The organism is Methylobacterium sp. GXF4, from assembly GCF_000272495.1.
GTDB classification, from domain to species: domain Bacteria; phylum Pseudomonadota; class Alphaproteobacteria; order Rhizobiales; family Beijerinckiaceae; genus Methylobacterium; species Methylobacterium brachiatum.
Genome location: NZ_AKFK01000055.1, coordinates 1 through 20,469 on the forward strand (window position 1 = coordinate 1; position 20,469 = coordinate 20,469).

Annotated in this window: 15 protein-coding genes; 6 read left to right on the forward strand and 9 right to left on the reverse strand. The window is 73.6% G+C overall.

Going from position 1 to position 20,469, the window contains the following annotated elements; all coding sequences use genetic code 11:
• Nucleotides 1-20: 20 nt before the first annotated feature.
• The 3 genes from WYO_RS11800 to WYO_RS11810 form a co-directional block, all read right to left on the reverse strand.
• Nucleotides 21-2,075: a PAS domain-containing sensor histidine kinase gene (locus tag WYO_RS11800; protein WP_007562599.1), complete on the reverse strand. Its 2,055-nt coding sequence runs from the start codon at nt 2,073-2,075 to the stop codon at nt 21-23.
• A complete protein-coding gene (locus WYO_RS11805) occupies nt 2,072-3,571 on the reverse strand; it encodes an ATPase domain-containing protein (RefSeq protein WP_007562600.1) in 1,500 nt (499 codons plus the stop codon). The genes WYO_RS11800 and WYO_RS11805 overlap by 4 nt, the downstream gene beginning before the upstream one ends.
• Nucleotides 3,572-3,707: 136 nt before the next feature.
• Nucleotides 3,708-6,131, reverse strand: coding sequence for a PAS domain S-box protein (locus WYO_RS11810; RefSeq protein WP_052311415.1), 2,424 nt, complete (start codon nt 6,129-6,131; stop codon nt 3,708-3,710).
• Between the two features lie 353 nt (nt 6,132-6,484).
• On the opposite strand from WYO_RS11810, the gene WYO_RS11815 reads away from it, so the two are divergent.
• On the forward strand, nt 6,485-7,213 hold the full coding sequence (locus tag WYO_RS11815; RefSeq protein ID WP_007562602.1) for a lysophospholipid acyltransferase family protein: 729 nt from the start codon (nt 6,485-6,487) through the stop codon (nt 7,211-7,213).
• On the opposite strand, the gene WYO_RS11820 is transcribed toward WYO_RS11815, so the two are convergent.
• The 5 genes from WYO_RS11820 to WYO_RS11840 all read right to left on the reverse strand — a co-directional run bounded on the left by WYO_RS11820 (nt 7,210) and on the right by WYO_RS11840 (nt 13,461).
• Nucleotides 7,210-8,268: a glycosyltransferase gene (locus tag WYO_RS11820; RefSeq protein ID WP_007562603.1), complete on the reverse strand. Its 1,059-nt coding sequence runs from the start codon at nt 8,266-8,268 to the stop codon at nt 7,210-7,212. The two genes, WYO_RS11815 and WYO_RS11820, sit on opposite strands and share 4 nt — an antisense overlap.
• A complete protein-coding gene (locus tag WYO_RS11825) occupies nt 8,265-9,182 on the reverse strand; it encodes a galactosyltransferase-related protein (RefSeq protein ID WP_007562604.1) in 918 nt (305 codons plus the stop codon). The genes WYO_RS11820 and WYO_RS11825 overlap by 4 nt, the downstream gene beginning before the upstream one ends.
• A gap of 178 nt (nt 9,183-9,360) precedes the next feature.
• Nucleotides 9,361-10,482: a glycosyl transferase gene (locus tag WYO_RS11830; RefSeq protein ID WP_007562606.1), complete on the reverse strand. Its 1,122-nt coding sequence runs from the start codon at nt 10,480-10,482 to the stop codon at nt 9,361-9,363.
• A gap of 8 nt (nt 10,483-10,490) precedes the next feature.
• Entirely contained in the window at nt 10,491-11,375 is an 885-nt protein-coding gene (locus WYO_RS11835) for a galactosyltransferase-related protein (RefSeq protein ID WP_007562608.1), read from the reverse strand.
• 31 nt (nt 11,376-11,406) lie between these two features.
• Nucleotides 11,407-13,461: an HAD-IIB family hydrolase gene (locus WYO_RS11840; RefSeq protein ID WP_039902792.1), complete on the reverse strand. Its 2,055-nt coding sequence runs from the start codon at nt 13,459-13,461 to the stop codon at nt 11,407-11,409.
• Nucleotides 13,462-13,521: 60 nt separating this feature from the next.
• On the opposite strand from WYO_RS11840, the gene WYO_RS11845 reads away from it, so the two are divergent.
• Both WYO_RS11845 and WYO_RS11850 read left to right on the forward strand, forming a co-directional pair.
• The gene (locus tag WYO_RS11845) at nt 13,522-14,562 is read left to right on the forward strand and encodes a glycosyltransferase family 4 protein (protein ID WP_039902793.1); all 1,041 of its coding nucleotides are present in this window, start codon (nt 13,522-13,524) and stop codon (nt 14,560-14,562) included.
• Nucleotides 14,562-15,740, forward strand: a complete 1,179-nt coding sequence (locus tag WYO_RS11850) for a glycosyltransferase family 4 protein (RefSeq protein ID WP_007562613.1) — start codon at nt 14,562-14,564, stop codon at nt 15,738-15,740. The genes WYO_RS11845 and WYO_RS11850 overlap by 1 nt, the downstream gene beginning before the upstream one ends.
• Here WYO_RS11850 and WYO_RS11855 read toward each other — a convergent pair.
• Entirely contained in the window at nt 15,728-16,681 is a 954-nt protein-coding gene (locus WYO_RS11855; RefSeq protein WP_047170795.1) for a hypothetical protein, read from the reverse strand. The genes WYO_RS11850 and WYO_RS11855 overlap by 13 nt on opposite strands.
• A 120-nt stretch (nt 16,682-16,801) precedes the next feature.
• On the opposite strand from WYO_RS11855, the gene WYO_RS11860 reads away from it, so the two are divergent.
• The 3 genes from WYO_RS11860 (at nt 16,802) to WYO_RS11870 (ending at nt 20,433) form a co-directional block, all read left to right on the forward strand.
• Nucleotides 16,802-17,443, forward strand: coding sequence for a hypothetical protein (locus WYO_RS11860; protein ID WP_007562615.1), 642 nt, complete (start codon nt 16,802-16,804; stop codon nt 17,441-17,443).
• The gene (locus WYO_RS11865) at nt 17,440-18,084 is read left to right on the forward strand and encodes a hypothetical protein (protein WP_007562616.1); all 645 of its coding nucleotides are present in this window, start codon (nt 17,440-17,442) and stop codon (nt 18,082-18,084) included. Before WYO_RS11860 ends, WYO_RS11865 begins: the two co-directional genes overlap by 4 nt.
• 210 nt (nt 18,085-18,294) lie before the next feature.
• Nucleotides 18,295-20,433 (forward strand): hypothetical protein, encoded by a 2,139-nt coding sequence (locus WYO_RS11870; RefSeq protein ID WP_007562617.1) that lies wholly within the window; start codon nt 18,295-18,297, stop codon nt 20,431-20,433.
• Nucleotides 20,434-20,469: the final 36 nt, after the last annotated feature.

The following is a 20,469-nucleotide window of genomic DNA, read 5'->3' on the forward strand; positions in this document are numbered from 1 at the left end:
GGGTTTTCTGCGTTCGGGGCTCAGCGGCTCTCGCCGCCGAGCACGAGGCGCAGGGAGCGGGCGAGCTCGTCCCGGCGGTAGGGCTTGTTTAGGACCGGCAACTCGCCGTGGCCGATCATCTGGCCCTCGTCGAGATTGGCGACGTAGCCCGAGGTGAGCAGCACCTTGATCCCGGGGCGCACCCGCTGGGCCTCGGCGGCGAGCTGCGAGCCGTTCATGCCGCCCGGCATGACCACGTCCGAGAACAGGATGTCGATCCGCTCCACGTCCCGGAGATGCGCCAGCGCCTCGGCGGCGTTGCGGGCGACGATCACCCGGTAGCGCAGCTCCTCCAGGCTCTCCACGGCCATGCCGAGCACCTGCTCGTCATCCTCGACCAGCAGCACGGTCTCGCCCTCGCCGGCGCGGCGCAGCGGGATGGTGCGCAGGGCGCCGGCCCCGGTCTCCTCGTCGGCCGGGTCGGTGGAGCGGGGGAAGTAGAGGTTCACGGTGGTGCCGGCCCCGACCTCGGAGGCGATGTCGACGAAGCCGTTGGCGCTGCGGGTGAAGCCGTAGACCTGGCTCAGCCCGAGCCCGGTCCCCTTGCCGACCTCCTTGGTGGTGAAGAACGGCTCGAACACCCGCTGGAGCTTGTCGGGCGGGATGCCGGCGCCGGTATCGGTCACCGAGACCAGCACGTAGGGACCGGGCGCCACGCCCTTCTCGGCCACCGCGCCGGTGCCGAGATGGACGTTGCGGCTCGTCACCGCGATCCGGGTATGGCCCGGCCGGCCCTCCATGGCGTCGCGGGCATTGACGATCAGGTTCAGCACCGCGGCCTCGAACTGGGCCGGGTCGATCCGGATCGGATCGAGGGCCGGGTCGAGGTCGAAGGCGAGCTCGACCGCGCCGCCGGCGGCGCGCTCCGCCAGGGGCTTGAAGTCAAGGAGCAGGCGGTTCGGATTGAGCGTCTGGGGCCGCAGCATCTGGCGGCGCGAGAAGGCGAGGAGCTGCTGGGTCAGCTGCTCGCCGCGCCGGGCCGCGCCCATGGCGGCCTCCGCGAGACGCTTCACCCGGTCGACCTGCTCCGGTCGCCGCAGCACCATGTCGAGACCGCCGACGATGACGGTGAGCAGGTTGTTGAAGTCGTGGGCGACGCCGCCGGTGAGCTGCCCGATCGCCTCCATCTTCTGGGCCTGGCGCAGGGCCTCCTCGGTGACGTGCTGGTCGGTGCGATCCATCAGGATGCCGGCCATCCGGGTCGGGGTGCCGGCCTCGTCGTACTTGACCTGCCCCCGCAGGGCGATCCAGCGCACCGCCCCGTCGGCCCGGCGGATGCGGCATTCGAGGTCGAGCCGGCCGGTCTGGACGACGCTCGCGAAGGCCCGGTCGACGCCCGCGCGATCCTCGTCGACGACATGGGCCAGGAAGGTCTCCCGGGTCCAGAACGTTTGCGGCGCGTCGTAGCCGAACACCGCGTCGAAGCGGGGCGAGCGCCGGGACGCGCCGGTGCCGTAATCGATGTCCCAGGATCCCATCCCGGCGGCGTCGAGGGCGAAGGCGAGGGTCTCGCGGGCGGTCTCGACCTCCTGGGTCCGCTCGGAGACGCGCCGCTCCAGCCCCTCGTTGGCGAGACGGAGCTGTTCCCGGTCGCGCTCGCGCTCCTGCAAGCGCTCGCGCGCCTGGTACTGGCGGCGGCGCGCCCGCAGGGCGGCGGCCGTGGCGCTGACCAGCGTCTCGGCGTTGATCGGGCGCTCCAGCAGGACGACGTTGCCGAGCTTGGCGAGCAGCTGCGACGCCTGCCGGGAGCGGTGCCCGTGCTGACGGGTCGCCAGCACGATGAAGGGGAAGTCCGACCAGGCGGGCTGCGCCTCGAGCCAGGCGAACAGGGCCGTGGGCTCCCCGTCCCCGAGCGCCTCCTCGGTGACCAGGGCGGCCGCGGCCCCGGCCCGGAGGGCGTCCAGCCAGCCGTGCAGGTCGGGGCAGATGACGGCCTGCGTTCCGGCCCGGGCCAGCACCTGCTCGGCCACCGCGGCGTCGCGCCCCCGCGGCGCCAGGATCAGGACGCGCGCCTCCTCCGGCGCTGAAACCGTCACCGCTCGCCGCCGGCGACGTCGCCGGTCAGCATCGCCACCGCGCCGCGGTAGGAGGGCAGGCCGGTCAGCACGCCCTCGAAATCGGTCAGGGCTTCGCCGACCTGGATCCCCTGGGCCGACAGCTTCATCTCGCGGATGGTGCGCTCATGCGCGTTGACCCGGCTCTTCACCACGGACAACGCGGTGCGGACCTCGCCCTTGGCCTCGAAGAACCGGAACAGCAGGATCGCGTCGCTGAGATAGCTGAGATCGATATCGGTGCGGACCTCGCCGATCACCCCGTGCTGCCCCAGGACCAGCAGCGTCGTGACGCCCTGCTGGTTCAGGTAGCTCAGCATCTCGTGCATTTGCAGGATGAGGAACTCCTCGCCCGGCATCGCGTGCAGGTAGGCGTTCAGGCTGTCGAGCCCGACGAAGCTGCAGCCGCGCTCCTGCACGGCCTGCCGGAGCATGCTGGAGAATTCCCCGGGCGAGAGCTCGGCCGGGTCGATCTGCGTGATCGTCAGGCGCCCGCTCTCGAGATGCGGGGACAGGTCCATGCCCAGGATGGCGGCCCGGCTGAGCAGGGTCGCGAGACCCTCGTCGAACAGGTAGTAGGTCGCCGTCTCGCCGCGCTCCAGGGCGGCCAGCATGCAGCGGATCGCCATGGTCGTCTTGCCGACGCCCGAGGGGCCCAGCAGCAGGGTGTTGGTGCCGGGCACCAATCCGCCGCCGAGCAGCAGGTCGAGCGTGTCCGTGCCGGTGGAGCGCGCCTGCGGGTCGAAGGCGGTGTGATGCTCGGCGGCGATCAGGCGCGGGAAGACCCGGATGCCCCCGGTCTCCAGCGAGAAATCGTGGTAGCCGCCCCGGTACTTGATGCCGCGCATCTTGACGATGCGCAGCCGGCGCCGCTCCGAGCCGAACTCGCGCGGCGCCTGCTCCAGCGAGATCACCCCGTGGGCGATGCTGTGGAGCTGCAGGTCGCCGGTCTCCGAGGTGCGGTCGTCGAGCATCAGCACGGTGCAGGCGCGCTTGGCGAAGAACTGCTTGAGCGCCAGGATCTGCCGGCGGTAGCGCAGCGGATTCTGGGCGAGCAGGCGCAGCTCCGAGAGCGAATCGAACACGACCCGCTCGGGCTTCAGCGCCTCGACCCGGGCGATCACCTCGCGGACGGTCTCGCCGAGCTCGATCTCGGACGGGTGGAGGATCGATTGCTCGCTGTCGGGATCGAGCCCCATCTCGTTGACGAGCTCGTAGACCTCGATGTCGTCGAGCGACCAGCCATGGGTCGCGGCGGACGACCGGAGCTCCTGGCTCGTCTCGGACAGGGTGACGTAGAGCGTCGCCTCGCCCCTTGCCGCGCCGTCGCGCAGGAACTGGAGCGCCAGGGTGGTCTTGCCGGTGCCGGGCGTGCCTTCCAACAGGTAGAGCCGGCTCGGCGTCAGCCCGCCGCACAGGATGTCGTCCAGGCCGGGAACACCCGTCGAGAGCCGCGGGGCCGTGTCGGTATCGGTCATCGGCTTGCCCTACGCTCCCCCGCGGTCCCACGCGTCCCCGGTGCGGCGCGCACGGTAGCGACCGTGCCCCGCCTTGTCAGTGCCGCCGGCGCCGCAGCCATGAGGCGCCCGTGCGCCGCAGGAGGGCGCGCGGGCCTCATCCCTCGATCATGTCCCGGATGCGCGCGGCCAGGGCCTCGATCACGAAGGGCTTGGTGAGCACCTGCATGCCGTCATCCAGGTAGCCGTTGCCCACCGCGGCGTTCTCGGCATAGCCGGTGATGAACAACACCTTGAGCCCCGGACGGGTTTCGCGGGCGGCATCGGCCACCTGCCGGCCGTTCATCCCGCCGGGCAGGCCGACATCGGTGATCAGCAGGTCGATCCGCACGTCCGATTGCAGGACCTTCAGCCCGGACGGGCCGTCGGCGGCCTCGATCGCCGTGTAGCCGAGATCCTCCAGGATCTCGGTCACCAGCATGCGCACGGACGGCTCGTCGTCGATCACCAGCACCGTCTCGCCCTGCTCGGCCCGGGGCGCCGCCGCGGGGTCCGGCAGCGCCACCGCGGCGGAGATGTCGCCGTGGAAGCGGGGCAGGTAGAGGCACACGGTCGTCCCCCGGCCGACCTCGGAATAGATCCGCACCTGCCCGCCGGATTGCCGGGCGAAGCCGTAGATCATCGACAGGCCGAGCCCGGTGCCCTGGCCGATGGGCTTGGTGGTGAAGAACGGGTCGAAGGCCTTGGCGATCACCTCCGGGGGCATGCCGGTGCCGGTATCGCTCACGCACAGCGACAGGTACTGGCCGTGCGGCAGGTCGCGCTCCCGGGCGGCGCGGTCGTCGAGCCAGCGGTTGGCGGTCTCGATGGTGATGCGCCCGCCCTCCGGCATGGCGTCGCGGGCGTTGATGCACAGGTTCAGGAGCCCGTTCTCGAGCTGGCCGGGATCGACCAAAGCGGGCCAGAGGCCGACCGAGCCGACCACCTCGATATGGATCGACGGGCCGACGGTCCGGCGGACCAGCTCCTCCATGCCGTGGACCAGGGCGTTCACGTCGGTGGGCTTGGGGTCGAGGGTCTGGCGGCGCGAGAAGGCGAGCAGGCGGTGGGTCAGCGCCGCTGCCCTCTTGGCCGCGCCCTGGGCGGCGGTCATGTAGCGGTCGAGGTCGGTCATCCGGCCCTGGCTCATGCGCGTCTGCAGGAGCTCCAGGCTGCCCGAGATGCCGGTGAGCAGGTTGTTGAAGTCGTGGGCGATGCCGCCGGTCAATTGCCCGACCGCCTCCATCTTCTGCGATTGCCGCAGGGCCTCCTCGACCTTCTCGCGCCGGGCGGCCTCCTCCTCGACGCGCCGCTCCAGGGTGGCGTTGAACGCCTCCAGGGCAGCCTTGGCGCGCAGCTCCTCCTCGATGTTGCGGGCCTCGATGACGGTGCCGATCGGCTCGCCGCGCTCGTTCCGGATCGGGCTGGCGGTGAAGCCGACCGGGTAGAAGGAGCCGTCCTTGTGGACGAAGACCTCCTCGCCCTGCTCGCGCTCGTTCTCCGGGAAGGCCTGGTCGATCGGGCATTCGCAGAGCGGGTAGGGCGATCCGTCCGGCCGCGTGTGGTGGACGACGTCGTGCAGGGCGCGGCCCTCGGTCTCCTCCAGGGCGAAGCCGGTGAGGGTCTCGGCGGCGCGGTTCATGTAGCTGCAGTGCTGGCGCTCATCCATCAGGAAGATCGCCTGCGAGGTGTTGTTGAGGATCGCGTCGAGCCGGCGCGTGGTCTCGACCAGGCGCTCCTCGGCGGCCTTGCGGTCATGGATGTCGGTGACCGAGCCGATATAGCCGCGGAAGCCGCCATCCTCGCCGCGACGGGGCTGGGCCGCGTCGATGAACCAGCGATAGCGGCCGTCGGCGCCGCGCAGGCGGTACTCGACCTGGAACGGCCCGTGCCGGGCATTGGCATCCAGGAACGCCTGGGCCGACGGATCCCGGTCGTCCGGGTGGACCGCGTCGAGCCAGCCGAGGCCGAGGCTCTCCGTCTCGGTCTGGCCGGTATACGCGTACCAGCGGCGGTTGAGGTAGGTGCAGGCCCCGTCGGCGCCGGTCACCCACATCATCACCGGGGCGTGGTCGGCCATGTTGCGGAACCGCGCCTCGCTCTCCCGGAGCGCGGTCTCGGCCCGCATCCGGGCGGTCGTCTCCGTGCAGGTGCAGAACAGGCCGACGACCGCGCCGGCCTCGTCCCGGAGCGGCGCGTAGGAGAAGGTGAACCAGGCCTCCTCGGGATAGCCGTGGCGGTTCATGACCAGCGGCAGGTTCTCGACCCAGCTCGCCGCGCCGGACATCGCGGCCTCGACCAGGGGCGCGATGTCCGGCCAGATCTCCGCCCAGACCTCCGGGAAGCGCGCGCCCATCGCGGCCGGGTGCTTGCTGCCGAGCACGTCCGTGTAGGCGTCGTTGTAGAGGAACCCCAGTTCCGGCCCGGCGGCCACGAACATCGGGAAGCCGGAGCCCTGCATCAGGCTGACGGCGGCGCGCAGCCACTGCGGCCAGCCCTCGGGCGGGCCGAGGGGCGAGGACGACCAGTCGAACGCCCGCATGAGTGCGCTGGTCGCGCCGCCGCCCACGATGGAAACCGGTCCGGTCGCCCGCTGGTCCGACAGAGCGCCTCCGTCATCCGCACGCCCCGTCACCCTGTCCAACCCGGTCTCCTTCGCGCCAGCGCCCGCTCGCCGGACCTTCCGATAACGCAGCAGGGCGGCGGCCGTTCTCAAGGTCGGCGCAGGCGGTTACGGGGCCCGGCCGGTGTCACCCGCGCGCGCCGACCCGCATAAACGAAAGCCGCGGACGGCGGCTGCGGCTTTCGCGCCGTCCTGAATTGCCGTGCACCCCGATCCGCGAGGCGCTATGCCGGGGATCCGCCCCGTTCCGGGGCCCGACGCGAATCCCGATCTTGGCGCAGACCCGCTCCCTCCTGTTCGTCGCCTACTGGACCGCCTGGACGGCCCTGTTCCTGGCGCCGCTCGTCGTCCTGGCGCTCGCCGGGGCGCCGGCCCGGCCGGTCCGCACGGCGGCGCGGCTCTGGGCGCGCGGGGTCCTGGCCGGCCTGCACCGCATCGTCGGGCTGCGCTACGTCGAGGAGGGGCGCGAGCACATCCCGAACGAGCCCTGCCTGCTCGTGGCCAACCACCAATCGACCTGGGAGACGCTGGCCTTCCTGGTGCTGGTTCCCGACGTGGCGATCGTGGCCAAGCGCGAATTGCTGGCGATCCCGGTGGTCGGCTGGTTCCTGCGGCGCTCGCCGATGATCGTGATCGACCGCGCCAACGGCACCCAGGCCCTGCGGGCGATCATCGAGGGCAGCCAGGCGGCGGTGGCGGCGGGCCGCTCGGTGCTGATCTTCCCGGAGGGCACACGGGGCCGGGCCGGGGATCCGCTGCAATTCAAGCGCGGCGTCGAGCTGCTCTACGGCCGGCTGCGCCTGCCGGTGGTGCCGGTGGCGGTGAATTCGGGCCTGTTCTGGCCCCGCGGCGCGGCCACCCGGGCCGGCACCATCGTGGTGAGCTACCTCGCGGCCCTCGCCCCCGGCCTGCCGGCGGCGGAGTTCCTGCGCGGCACCGAGGGCGCGATCGACCGGGAGCTCGACCGCTGGCGCCCGGCCGACGCGCAGGGTCGGCCCTAGAGCCCGGCCCGGGCCTGCCGGTACAGAGCCTCGCAGGCATCGAGCCAGCGGTCGCGGCTGAACAGGCGCCGGACCCGATCCCGCGGCACCGGGCGCGGGATCGCGAGCGCCGCGCCGATCGCCCCGGCCAGGGCGGCCGCGTCCCCGGGCTCCACGAGGCATCCGGCCTCGCCGATGACCTCCCGGGCGGCGCCGTTGGCGAGGCCCGCCACCGGCAGGCCGCAGGCCATCGCCTCGATCGCCACCAGCCCGAACGGCTCGTCCCAGCACGGGGTGAACAGGAACACCGAGGCGCGGCCGATCTCGGCGGCGAGCGCGGGGCCGTCGAGATGGCCGCCGTAGCGGATCGGGCCGCCGAGCTCCGGGGCGATCCGCGCCGCCCAGTAATCCGGCTCCTCGATCGGGCCGTACAGGGTCAGCGGGATGCCGGCGCGTTTCGCCGCCGCGATGGCGCAATGCGCGCCCTTGATCGCCGCCAGCCGCCCGGACCAGGCGGCGCTGCCGTCGCCCCGGTCCCGGAACGGCCAGGCGGCGGGATCGACGCCGTTGTGGAGCACCGACGCCTCCGGCGGTGCGCCCTCCGGCCACCAGGCCTGCAGCTGCGCCCGGGAGGTCACGGTGATCCGGTGACCGGGCGCGGGACTGTCGTGCACGAAGCCGCGCAGGGCGTCGTAGGGCGGCACGTGCAGGGAGGTCACGGTGGGAACCCGCGCGGTCCGCCGACGCTCCAGGGGCAGCCGGCTCAGGCTGTTGTTGTGCAGCACGTCGAACCCGCCCGCCGCGATCCGGTCGCAGGCGGCGGCGTAGCCGTCATCGACATAGGCCCGCAGCCCCGGATCGCCGCGATGCTCCAGGCCCGGGAAGCGGCGCTCGTGATGCTCCGGCACCACGGCGTCGATCGCGAAAAGCGGGTCGCTGTCGCCGGCGGCGAACAGCACGACGTCGTGGCCGCGGGCCGCGAGCCCCGCGGCGAGGTGCCAGCTATGGGCCTCCATGCCCCCCGTGAAGGGCGGCGCGACCGGGTAGCGGATATGGGCGAGGAGCGCGATCCTCACGCGGTCGCCGCCGCGCCGACCCGGGATTCCAGATACCGGATGACGGAGGCGGAGTTGGTGTAGGGCTGGTGGCTCTGCTGCCCGGTCAGGGCGAGGTCGTCGGCGTCGGGCCGGCGCAGGATGCGGATCGGCTGGTCAGGCGTGTCGTCGATCAGGCCCATGACCCGGAACGCGTAGAGCCAGTGGCCCATGGTTCGGTAGCCCCATTTGGCCTCGAACAATTCGGCGTTGCGCACGACGCTGTCGAGGTGGTGGATCGGCGGCATGTGGTGCGGGTGGTACTGGTGATAGGCCAGCGCGCCCTTGATCCAGGCGATCGGGGTGCCGCCCTGGTCGAGGATCTTGCCGAAATCGGTGTCCTCGCCGCCGTAGCCGGTATAGCGCTCGTCGAAGCCGCCGAGCGCCTGGAAGGTGTCCCGCCGGATCGCAAAGTTGAGCGACCAGAAGCACCGGTAATCGTTGCACAACTCGATGCCGGAGGCCGGAGGCCCGCGGCGGTCGGAATGCCGCTCCGCGCTCGCCGCGAGGTCGGCGTAGCGCCAGGCGCCCGCGGTGGCGTGCTCGGGCAGGTGCAGCACCTCGCCCATCAGCAGGCCGTCGAGCTCGCCGAGCCCGCGCGCATAGTCGGCCACGAGGTCGGGGGCCGGGATGCAGTCGACATCGAGGAAGACGATGCCCTCGCCGCTGGCCGCGTCCACGCCGCGGTTGCGCGCGGCCGCCAGCGGCAGCTCGCGGCCCGGAACCCGGATCTGGCGGACCGGAAACGAGGTCTCGGGCAGGTCGTAGGGCTCGTCCTGCATCACCGCGACGATGAACTCGGCGGGGGCCTGCGTCTGGCGCTCCAGGCCGCGCAGCACGTTGCGCAGATGCGCCGCCCGGCCCTTGGCCAGGGTCACGACGGAAACGGTGGACATGCGACGGTCGGGCTCCGGCTGATGGGGGACGGGGTAGGGGCGGGCATCTTCGATGGGGCTTTGTCGTCGCCTGGGAAGGGCGCGGGTCCTCTCTCCCGTGCGGGAGAGGGGGCGCGTCGAGACCTGCAAAAGCGATTGCGCCCCGAACCTGTCTCGGCGGTCGAGCGCAGGTGGCCGGTCAGGGAGGCGCGACAGGCTCCTCGGCGCCCTGCCAGAGCTCGTCGGTCAGCCCTTCGAGCCAGCCGGCGGCGCGCCGGGCGGCGTCCGGGGCGTAGAGGCCGCGCAGCTCGGCGCCGTCGAGCGTCCGGGCGCGGGCCAGGAGGTCGCGCCAGCCCTGGAGGTCGCCGGGCCAGACGGGGGCCTGGACGGCGGCGCCCAGCCGGACCAGGGCCTCGGCCTTGCGGGTCTGCTCGGCGAAGTAGCGCCATTCCGGCATGACGATCAGGCGGCCGCCGACCCGGGCGACCTCGTGGACCGTGTTGTCGCCCGCCGAGGCGATCACGATGTCGGCGGCCGCGAGGTAATCGGTCACGGAGGGCACCCAGCCCAGCTCGCGCAGGTTGGCGAAATCGGTCTCGTGGCCCTCCCGGTGGGTCGGCCCGAGGGTCAGCCACAGGGCGTCGGGCTCGGCGCGCGCCGCCACGGTGAGCGGGGCGTAGGGGGTGCCGCTGCCACCGCCGCCGGTCACCGCGACGATGATCTCGCGCTGCGGATCGAGGCCGAGCTTGGCCCGCGCTTCGGCCCGGTCGAGGACGCGGTCGAGGCTGGTGCACAGGCCGCCGCTGTAGAAGGTCTTGGCGCGCAGGGACGCCGGATAGTCGGCCTGCTCCAGCCGGGCGTCGAACGGCGCCAGCATCCCGACGCAGGCCTCGTAGGCGCCGACATGGCCGATATCGGAGCGGTCGCCGTGCATCCGGATCTGCACCGCCGGCACGCTGGCGATCCGGGCAAGCAGCGCGATCTCGGCCGAGACGTCGACCACGAACAGGCCGACCGCGCGGTCGTCGAGATGGTCGAGGATGGTCCGCATGGTCCGGCGCATCGGGGCGAGCCCCAGGGGCACGCAATGCATCACCTGCGGGGTCGGCTCGGCGTAGAGGCGCGGGGTCGGCACGGCGGCGCCGATCATGTCGGGCAGCGGCACGATCTCGATGTCGCGCGCGAAGCCGTCGAACAGGTGCGGGCCGGCGGTCAGCACCGAGACCGGGCGGTCGCGGGCGAACTCGGCGGCCACCGCCATGGTGCGGTTGGCGTGGCCCCGGCCCTGGTGGTGGACGAAGAACGCGATCGGCTTCTTCATGGTCTGATTCACGAGAACAGGGCGTCGGGCCGCCGGGACGCGGCGATCTCCGGGGCGGTCGGCGGGCGGATCAGGCGGATCGCCGGGGCGGTGTCGTCCCACTCGATCAGCCCGGCGGCGCGGAACTGGCCGAGCCAGTAGGTCATGCACCAGCGCCCGTGCCGGGCGCGGAAGCGGGCGGCATTGGCCAGGATCGGCGCGAAATGCTGGAGCGGCGGGACGTGGACCGGGTGGTGCTGGTGGTAGGCCCGGGCGCCCGCGACCCAGTCGGTCGGCAGCCCGGTGGCGGCGAGGCGGGCGGCGAAGTCGGTCTCCTCGCCGCCATAGCCGGTAAAGCCCTCGTCCATGCCGCCGACCGAGCGCCAGGCCCGGGCGGGCAGGGCGAAGGACAGGCCCCAGAGCTGGCCGGGATCGGGCTCCCGGCGCAGGCCCGTCTCCGGCACCTTCGGCCGGGCCGGGTGCGGGCGGCCGAGGCGGTCGAGGGCCGCGTCGTCGAGATCGGACGCGTCCAGAGCCGGGCCGGCCTCCGGCGGCAGGTACAGGACCTCGCCGAGGAGCAGGCCCTCGGCGCCCGCGGCCGCGTAGGCGCCGACCAGGCCGGAGGCCGGGATGCAATCGACGTCGAGGAAGATCAGCAGGTCGCCGGCGGCGGCCTCGGCGGCGCGGTTGCGCGCGGCGGCGAGCGGCATCGGCTCGCCAGGGACGTGGAGATGGCGCACCGGGCAGCCGGGATCGGGCAGGTCCGGGATCGGCTCGGGCTGCATCCAGGCGATCACGAGCTCCCCGGGGGGCGTGCTCTGGCGGGCCAGGCCGTGCATCAGGTTGCGCAGGCTCGCCGCCCGGCCGCGCACCAGGGTGAGCACGCTCGTCGCGGGCGCCCCAGCGGGCCGCATGACAGGAGGCCGAACGTCAGGAGGCTGAACGTCAGGAGGCATGGGCCAGCATCCGGCGGAAATGCGCCACGCCCTCGATGATGCCGCGGGCATGCGAGGCCCGGGCGACGTAGGAGTGCTGCAGCGCCGCGTTGCTGGCCAGATCGTCGGAATAATTCGCCACGATGATCGCCTGCACCCGGGCGCGCAGCATCTCGACGTCGTTGCCGGAATCCCCGGCCACGAACACCGCCCGCTCCGGCAGGCCGTAGAGAGCACGGACATGGTCCACCGCCGTGCCCTTCGAGGCCTCGGCCGGCAGGACGTCGAGGTAGCGGTCGTGGCTGTGGATCACCCGGGCGGCGAGGCCGGCCTCGGCGAGATGCGCGCCGACCCGGCGGGCGGCGGCGGCCCCGCCGAAATAGCTCAGCTTGTACGGGCGCTGCTCGAGCGGGCCCTGGGGCAGGAGGCCGTCGATGCCGGCCAGCGCCGCGCGCACCGCCGCCCGGTCCCAGCCCGCCGCGATGGTCTCGCGCCAGGCGGCGTCGGCCGTGTAGGTCACGCCGTTGGCGTCGAGATGGTAGATCTCGGAGCCGACCGAGGTGATCATCACCTGCGGCCGCGGGCTCATCTGCTGCTCCAGCACCGCCATGGCGCTGTGGAACGAGCGGCCGGTGGCGACCCCGAAGGCCAGGCCCGTCTGCTGGCTGCGCCAGCGCCGGAAGATGCCGAGCGCCGCCTCGCAGCCGACCAGGGTGTTGTCGATATCGCAGACCAGGAGCTGCCAGGGTGTCCGCAGGGGCGGCTCGGGGGCGAGCAGGGCGCGCAGCAGGGCGTGGTAGCGCGCGGCGTGCCGGTCCCAGTCATAGGCCGCCGCGGCCCGGGCCCCACCCGCCACGTAGCGGGCGCGCAAGGCAGGATCGGCCAGGATGCGCAGGCAGGCCTGCGCGATCGCCGCGGGGTCGCGGGGATCGACGAGCAGCCCGTTGCCGCAGGTCTCGACGATGTCGTTGGGACCGCCGCTGTCGGTGGCGACGAGCGGCAGGCCGGCCGCCGAGGCCTCCAGCAGGGTCAGGCCGAAGGGCTCGTTCAGCGCCGGATTGACGAAGAGGCCGCCGCGCTCCCGGGCATAGGCGTAGATCGCCGGCGCGTCGTCGGGCCGGTGCGTCTTCGGGTAGGCCACGGACCCGTAGAGGTCGTAGCGGTCGATCAGGACCAGGAGGTCGCGCATCGTCGCGGCCATGTCGCCGTCGAGGGCGTCGATGTCGCCGCGGGTGCCGGCTACGATCACCAGGTTGGCCCGGGCCCGCAGCTCCGGGCTCTCGCCATAGGCCCGGACCAGGGCCGCGAGGTTCTTGCGCGCCACCGGCCGGGCCATCGCCAGCAGCGGCGGCTTGGCGGGATCGTGCAGGAAGCGGTCGATCAGGGCGTCGACCCGGGGATGGGGCCGGGCGGCGGCGAAGCGCGCGAGGTCGCTGCCCGGGGGCACGACGCGGACGCGGCCGGGATTGTAGGATTCGTAGCCCGCATACTGGACCTCGGCCTCGTCCCGGGAGGAGGCGATGACCAGGGTGGCCTGGGCGAGGGCCGCCTCCTCGGTGGCGATCCGGCGGGCGAGGTCGGGCGCGCCGGCGGCGTCCCCGCCGAGCATCGCGGCCTTGACCCGGCCGAGCGAGTGCGCGGTGAACACGAACGGGATCCCGAGCCGGGCCTCGACGATCGCCGCCACCGCGGCGGCGTCGGCGTAGTGGGCGTGGATCAGGTCGGGCGCGCGCGCCTGAGCGCCGATCCAGGCGACGAGGTTGTCGGCGAAGCTCGCGACCTCGTCGTGCATCGCCTCCTTGGACAGGTAGCCCGGCGCCGCGCTCGGCAGCCGCACCAGCCTGACCTTGTCGGAGATGCGCTCTTCGGGCACGGCGTAATCCGGGCCGGGCGGCCCCTGGAACAGGCGCGTGGCCACCACGATCTCGGCGACGCCGAAATCCTGCGCCGAGGCGGCGACGAGATCCAGCAGGTAGCGGATATGGCCGCCGGTATCGGCGGTGAGGCCGTAGACGACATCGCGGCCGCGCAGGCAGCCCTGCAGGGCGATGTGCAGGACGAACATCAGGCGTTTGCTGACGCTGTCGGCCGCTTCCGTGAACTTAACGTATGTGAAGAGAGCGCCGTGATCCGTGTTGCCCAGGTCGCACCGAACATTTTTCCCGTTCCCCCAAACCATCACGGCGGCACCGAGCGGGTTGTGCACGATCTCAGCACGGCGCTACGAAGCTTGGGCGTGGAAGTAACGCTATTCGCGTCCTCGGACAGTGCGACAGACTTGCCGCGCGTCGGCGATTACCCGAGTCTCGCGGCTCTCGAACAGCGTCACGGCCGGGTCGCGCCCGGGGTTCCGGCAGCGCTCGAAGCCCTGCAGCTGGAGGCTTTGCGGCGGCGGCTGCCCGATTTCGACATCGTGCATTGTCACGGCGAGTTCGCCCATGCGGCGCTGCTCGGTGCGGCCCGAGCGCGCAGCCTGACCACGGTGCATTGGCGGGTGGACGAGCTCGACCGCGCGCTGTTCTTCGCCGGCTTTCCCGATTTGCCGGTGGCGGCGATCTCGGCGGCCCAGGCCACCGGCATCCCGGCGGCCAACCGGGCCGGGATCGTGCATCACGGCATCGCTCGGGACCGCTACGCCTTCCGGGCCGCGCCGGAGGCCCATGTCGCCTTCGTCGGGCGCCTGACCGACCAGAAGCGCCCGGACGTGGCGATCCGCGTCGCCCGGGCGGCCGGGATGCAGATCCGGCTGGGCGGCACGATCGATGTCGGCAACCCGGACTATTTCGACCGGCAGGTGCGACCGCTGCTCGGGCCCGACGCGACCTATCTCGGGCCGGTCGACGACATTCGGAAGGGGGACCTCCTGGGCAGCGCCCGGGCGCTGCTGTTCCCGATCGACTGGCCCGAGCCGTTCGGGCTGGTGATGATCGAGGCGATGGCCTGCGGCACCCCGGTGGTGGCGTGGAACCGCGGATCGGTGCCGGAGATCGTCGAGGACGGCGTGACCGGGTTCGTCGTCGAATCCGAGGCGCAGGCGACGGCGGCACTGCGCAGGATCGGCACGCTGGACCGAGCGATCGTTCGAAAGAATTTCGAAGCGCGCTTCACCGCCGAGCGCATGGCGCGCGACTACCTCGCGCTGTACCGGCGCCTGCTCGGCCGCTGATGCGCACCGCCCTCGTTGCCTGGGATTACCCGCCGGCCCCCAGCGGGTTGTCGACGGCGGCCCGCGAGATCGCCGAGAGCTTGGCCGGGGCGGGGGCGGACGTGACGGTCTTCACCCTCGACCGGACCGGCCGGGAGCGGGTCGGCGGCGTCACCGTGGTCGGCCTCGCCCTGCCGCCGGAGGGCCGGCTGGCGCGGCTGCGCCTGTGGGGGGCGATCGGCCATCTGGCGGCGCCGCTCGCCGTCCGGCGGGCGGTCCTGGCCGAGCATGCCCGGGCGCCGTTCGCCGTGGTCGAGGCGACGAACTGGTACGCCCCGGCTTTGCTGCTCGCCGGCGGCCGGGACCTGCCCCTGGTGACCCGCAGCTCGACCCCCGCCGCCTTCACCCGCGACGGCACGCCCGGCCTGCGCGACCGCCTCGACGGCCTAGCCGCCGACCGCCTGGAGCGCCGTCAGGCGCGGGGTAGCGCCGGGCTGATCGCCAACACCCAGGCCCATGCGGAGGTGATCGCCCGGGCCTACGGGCTGGCGGGCCGACGGCCGGAGGCGGTGATCGGCCTGAGCCTGCCGCCGGAGATCGCGGCGGCCGCCCGGGCGGCGCCTTACCCGGACGGGGCGGGGCCGGTGCGCCTGCTCTTCGTCGGCCGGGCCGAGGCGCGCAAGGGGTTCGACGCCCTGCTCGACGCCGTTGCGATCCTGGCCGGGGAGCAGGCGCGGGGGGTGCTGCCGCCCTTCGCGCTCGACCTCGTCGGGGTGCCCCCGGGCGACCTGCCGGCCGACCTGTCCGAGGCCGCCCGGAGCCGCATCCGGGCCCGCGGCCGGATCGACGCGCGGGGCCTGGCCGAGGCCTATACGGGCGCGCAGGTCGTGCTGGCGCCCTCGCGCTACGAGAGCTTCGGCCTCGTCTATCAAGAGGCCCTGGCCTATGGCCGGCCGGTGGTGGCTTGCGCCGAGGATGCGAGCGCCCGGGCCTTCGTGGGCGTCCCGGGGGCGGGGCCGCTGGCGCGGGCGGCGACCGGCCCGGACCTCGCCGAGGCCCTGCGCCCGCTCCTGCGCGATCCCGCCCTGCGCTCGGCCTACCGGGCCCGGGCCCTGGAGGCCGCCGGCCGGTTCGACCGGGCGAGCCTCGGGCGCGAGACCCTCGCCCTCTACCGCCGGGCGATCGCTCAGGCGCGATAGGGCCTCAGCAGCGCGTCCCGTTCCTCGACCCGCCCGCGCCCCGGATCCAGCGCCTCGTAACGCTGCGAGCGCGCCCGGACATGGGCGCCGGTGAGCGCGTGGTCGATCGCCCCGTGGAGCGCGATGAAGCTCTGCTTCCAGCCGCCGGGCAGCGCCGGCCGCTCGTGCACCCGGCCGGCATAGCGGATGGCCGTGCGGTTCAGCCGGTACTGCACGTCCGGGTAGACATCCGACAGGATGCCGTCGACGCGGTTGCGCCGGGGCAGCCCGACCGAGACCACGGCGCCGGCCTCGGCGAGCGCCGCCAGCGCGGAGAGACGCGTGCCGGTCGCGGGATCGAGGCTCTCGTCGGCGTCGAGCTGCAGCATCCACGCGCTGCGGGCGAGATCCTGCAGGGCGTTGCGCTGGGCGGCGAAGTCGCCGGCCAGCGGCCGGGCCGCCACCCGCACGGCGCCGGGGGAAAAGCCCGGAACCGCCACGGCCCGGGCCGGGGCAGGGGCCGCGTCGAGCAGGACCGCGACATCCGCGGCCCAGGCCGCCTGCGCCGGCAGGGCCGCCAGAACGGAATCCCGCTCAGCCGGGCGGCAGATCACACCGAGCGAGACCGGGCGCCGCTCGGCGCCGTCGAGGTCGTACAGCGCGCCTTCCGCGGCAAGCGCGCTGTGGGGCTGCTGCAGGGCGGCGCGATCCGCCGGGCCGAGGGGGCGGATGCCGCGGCCGAGGCGGGTCGCGGCGCTGCGCAGGGTGTAGAGGTCGAGGCCGTAACCCGCCTCCGGGTCGGGGACGAAGACCGGCGCGGCGAGCCGCCCGGCGAGATCCCGCCAGCATCGGTCCGGGTCCGCCTCCGGCGCGATCAGGACCCCGCAGGAGCCGCAGCCGACCGGGAACGCCCGTTGGCGCCCGCCCGGGAAGTCGAGGTTCCGGGTGCTCGGCGCCAGCATGTCGGCGGCGCAGACGAAGCAGCGGCGCGGGCGCGTCACCGGGCGCTCCGGTTTGTCGCGGCGCCCTGGTGGCGCGGAGCCGGCGCCATACCTCGGCTGTTCCTCACGCCCCCATCGCCCATGCCCACCGCCATCGATCCCCCAAGTGCGGCGCGCGCAGACCCGCGCGCATCCCTCGCCATCGTCGGCAACGCGCCCGGGATCGGCCCGGCGGCGCGCGCCATCGACGCGGCCACGCAGGTCGTGCGCTTCAACAACGCTCCCGGCTTCGGCGGGCGCACCGGATCGCGGGTCACGCATCTCGCCCTGGTCAATCGCGGCGGGCAGATGCGCGAATGGCTGGCGGATCCGGGATTCCTGGACCGCCCGGTGGTCCGGCAGGCCGAGGCGTTCATCCTGCCGTTCCCGATGCTGCCCGCGGAGGCGAACGCGCCCGAGCCGATCTGCTGGACCCGCGAGGCCCTGGCGCTGCTGCGCCCCCTCGGCAAGCCGGTCCATCTCCTGCCCGAGGCCCTGCACGCGGAGGCGCGGCGCCGCCTCGCGCCCGGCACGGAGGGATGCCCCAACCCGAGCACCGGCTTCCTGGTCAGCCTCGCGTTCCTGCGCGACCGCCCCGCGGAATCCGGCCCGGTCGACATCCACGGCTTCGGCTTCGCGGGCTGGCCCGGCCATCCCTGGGCGGCCGAGCGGGCCTGGTTCGCCGAGGCCGCGGCGGCCGGGCGCCTGCGCCTGCACCCACCGGACGCGACGGACACGCCATGACCACGCTGATCACCGTCCTGAGGAGCGGGGGCCGCTACGACGCGACCTGGGTCGAGCGCCTGGCCCGGGGCGTGCGCCGCCACGCGCCGGCCTTCGACCGGATCCTGTGCCTGACCGACCTGCCGCTGGCCGTGGCCGGGGTCGAGCGGGTGCCGCTGCGGCACGGCTGGCCGGCCTGGTGGGCCAAGATGGAGGCGTTCCGCCCGGGGTTGGCGGAAGGCACGACCCTGCTGTGCGACCTCGACACCGTCTTCACCGGCCCGGCCGACGCCCTGGCCGAGCCCGGCCTCGCCGCCATGGAGGATTACTTCCACCGCGGGCGGCTCTCCAGCGCCCTGCTGCGCTGGCACGGGGACGAGCTCGCCGGCCTCTACGCGGCCTTCGCGGCCGAGCCCGAGCGCTGGATGGCGGCCGGTTCCTGCGGCCCGGTCCCGAACGCCGTGCACGGGGACCAGGTCGTGATCGACTACCTGCTCCGCCGGGACGGCCTGCGCCCGGCCTTCGTCCAGCAACTCTATCCGGACCTGCTCGACTTCTACGACCCGCGCCGCGCCGAGCACGGCCCGGTTGTGATCTTCATCGGCGACGCCAAGCCGGACACGGCCGCCGGGCCGGTCCACGCGGCCTGGGCCGGGGCCTAGCCGACGCGGTGGGGCGCGGGACGGATCTTCGCCCCGCCCCAATCATGCGTCCCCGGATGATCCCGAACACCCGGCAAGGCCCCGGCCGAGACCTAACTTTCCCGACAGCGCCGTCGGCCAGACCAAGACAAACCTCCGTATTCAGTACCGACAGCCAAATTTGCAACCCAGAGTTGCAGAGATGGTTACTGGGTGAACCCGGAGGTGCTCATGTCGCTCTCGTCCACCGCAATCCTCAGCCCGGCGTCCCGTTCGCTCGCGTGGCTCGTCGGCCCCGAAGCGCTCCTGTCCACGACCGCCCTCTCCACCGGCCAGCTCGCGAGCCTCGGCCCGATCGCGTCGATCATCGAGGGCACCGTCGATAGCGGCTCCGCGGATGCGAGCGGATCGGCCCTGCCCGACGCGGTCAGCGCCACGGCGAACCAGGTGGTGCTCGACACCCACGCGCAGCTGGAAGGGCTCGGCCACGCGGTCGCGCCGCTCAACGGACCGCTGCACGGGCTGACCAATCTCGGCGAGACGATCGGCCTCGGCCATATCGGCGAGGCCGGCAACCTGATCACCGACCTGACCGGCGCCGTCGCCGACCCGGCCGGCGCCGGCGCGATCCCGTCGCTGCTGAGCGATGCCGGCGCCGTTACCGTGGCTGCCGGCACCCTGCTGGAATCGGTCACCGCCGTGCCGGCGAGCGGCAACGGTCTTGTCGGGGCCGGCGGGATCCTCAGCCCGGCGACCGGCATCCTCAACCAGGCCGTCCTCGACCTGCACACGACGCTGGAGGATGCCGGCCATCAGGTGTCGGTGCTCAACGCGCCGGTCCACGCGGTCACGGCGCTCGGCGAGACGATCGGCCTCGGCTATCTGGGCCAGAGCGGCAACCTCCTCACCGACACCCTGGCGCTGCCCGGATCGCTCCTGGCCGGCGGCGGCCTCGCCTCGGCCAGCCCCGTCCTGTCCGATCTCGGCCACGTCCTCGGCTCGGCCGACACCCTGGTCGGCTCGGTCACCGGCGCCGCCAGCGCCGGGGGCCTGCTGTCCTCGGACGGGCTGCTGGCGCCGGTCACCAACCTGGCGAACACCGCCATCCTCGACCTCCACGCGACCCTCGAGAATCTCGGGCACGGGGTGCCCCTCCTGAACGACGCGCTCCACGGCCTGACCAATCTCGGCGAGACGATCGGCCTCGGCTATCTGGGGCAGGGCGGCAACCTCCTGACCGACGTCGCGGCCCTGCCCGGCGAGCTGCTGGGCGGTCAGGGCCTCGGGGCGCTGTCGCCGATCCTCAACGATGTCGGCACCGTGACCCACGCCGCCGGCGGCCTGCTCGGTGGCGTCACCGGCCTCCTCGGCGGGCTCGGCGGCGATGCCGGAGCGCCGGGCGGCAGCCTGCTCGCCCCGGTCACGTCGGCGGTCGACGGTCTGCTGGGCAGCCACGGCGCGACGCCCCTCGACGGTCTGCTCGGGGGCCTCACCGGCGGCCAGGCGGGCGGTACCGGCGCCCTGCTCGGGGCGAGCGCGCCGCTGCAGCCCGTGGCCGGCCTCGCCAACGGCGCGATCGACGGCATCCACGGGGTGCTGGAGCAGGTGGGCCACGACGTGCCGGTTCTGAACGAGCCGCTCCATGCCGTGATCAATCTCGGCACCACCGTCGGCCTGGGCGAGCTCGGCGAGTCGAGCAACCTCGTGACCGACGTGCTCAACCTGCCGGGCGCCGTGCTGAGCGGCAATGCGGCCCCCGCGATCGGTCAGGTGGTGGGCGATGTCGGGCAGGTCGCGGATGCGGCCGGCGGCGTGCTGGGGTCGGTGACCGGGGCCCTCTCGGGCGCCGCCACCGGCGGCACCCCGCTCGACGGCGTGCTCGGGACCGTGACCTCGGCCCTGGGCGGGTCCGAATCCGGGGCGGTCGGCGGCCTGCTGGGCGGTCTCACCGGCGGCGGCTCGGGCGATGCCGGGACCCATCCGCTGATCGACGTGGCCGCGGGCCCGACCACCGCGACGCCCCTGGCCAACGCGGCCGTGCTCACCCCCGCGGCGGATCCGTCCCACACCGTCCAGGCGAGCGCCATCGCGGTGGGCGCCGACCAGCCGAGCCTGGCCACCGCCAGCCTGCTCTCCGGCGACAGCATCCTGCTGCCGCAGGGCGGCGGCGGCGGCGCGGATTCCCTGGTCGGGCAGATCCTGAGCCCGGCCGCGGCGGCGCCGGCCGGAGGCGGGGAGGCGGGCGGCTCCCACGGGGCGAGCCTCGATCTCGGGATCGTCACGATCGATCTCGGCAGCCACGCCGACATCCACCACACCGACCCGACCCCGCATACGGCCACGGGCGGCCTGCACCTGCTCGGCCTGTGACGGCCCAGCCCCCGCCGCGCCTGCGGCGGGGGTTTT